General features: G+C 57.3%; 1 protein-coding gene. It reads right to left on the minus strand.

Translation table 11 applies throughout. From position 1 onward, the window contains the following. Window positions 1-4 precede the first annotated feature (4 nt). Window positions 5-1,216, minus strand: a 1,212-nt coding sequence (tuf, locus tag ACQCLF_RS16000) for an elongation factor Tu (RefSeq protein ID WP_426989087.1), incomplete at its 5' end; no start/stop codon positions are given.

Below are 1,216 nucleotides of genomic sequence, written 5' to 3' on the forward strand. Positions count from 1 at the left end.
AGACTTACTCGATGATCTTGGAGACCACGCCAGCGCCTACCGTACGACCGCCTTCACGAACCGCGAAGCGCAGACCTTCTTCCATCGCTACCGGGTGAATCAGAGTCACGCTCATCTTCACGTTGTCGCCCGGCATAACCATCTCAACGCCTTCAGGCAGCTCACAAGCACCGGTCACGTCAGTGGTACGGAAGTAGAACTGCGGACGATAGCCTTTGAAGAACGGGGTATGACGACCACCTTCTTCTTTGGACAGCACGTACACTTCACCTTCAAACTTGGCGTGCGGCGTCACCGAACCGGGCTTGGACAGCACCTGGCCACGCTCGACTTCGTCACGCTTGGTACCACGCAGCAGAACACCCACGTTCTCGCCCGCACGGCCTTCGTCCAGCATTTTGCGGAACATTTCAACACCGGTACAAACGGTCTTGGTGGTGTCTTTCAGACCAACGATCTCAAGTTCTTCACCCACTTTGACGATGCCGCGCTCAACACGACCGGTTACAACGGTACCGCGACCAGAGATGGAGAACACGTCTTCCACCGGCATCAGGAACGGCTGGTCAATGGCACGCTCCGGCTCAGGAATGTATTCATCCAGGGTCTCTACCAGCTTCTTAACGGCACTGGTGCCCAGCTCGTTGTCGTCTTCACCGTTCAACGCCATCAGCGCTGAACCGGCAATGATCGGGGTGTCGTCGCCCGGGAAGTCGTAGTCGGACAGCAGCTCACGCAGCTCCATCTCAACCAGCTCCAGCATTTCGTTGTACTCGTCAGTACCAACACCGCCGCAATCTTCTGCCAGAAGGTCCGCTTTGTTCAGGAAGACAACGATGAACGGTACACCCACCTGACGGGACAGCAGGATGTGCTCACGGGTTTGTGGCATCGGACCATCGGTCGCACCACACACCAGAATCGCACCGTCCATCTGAGCGGCACCGGTAATCATGTTTTTCACATAGTCGGCGTGCCCAGGGCAGTCAACGTGCGCGTAGTGACGCGTCGGTGAATCGTACTCTACGTGAGAGGTCGCAATGGTAATACCACGCTCGCGCTCTTCCGGGGCATTGTCAATGCCATCAAAGGCCATCGCCGAACCACTACCCCAGGCTTCAAAGCACACGCGGGTCAGCGCCGCTGTCAGGGTGGTTTTACCGTGGTCCACGTGACCAATGGTGCCCACGTTGACGTGGGGCTTACTGCGTTCAAA

This window comes from Marinimicrobium sp. ARAG 43.8, assembly GCF_050113635.1.
GTDB lineage: Bacteria > Pseudomonadota > Gammaproteobacteria > Pseudomonadales > Cellvibrionaceae > Marinimicrobium.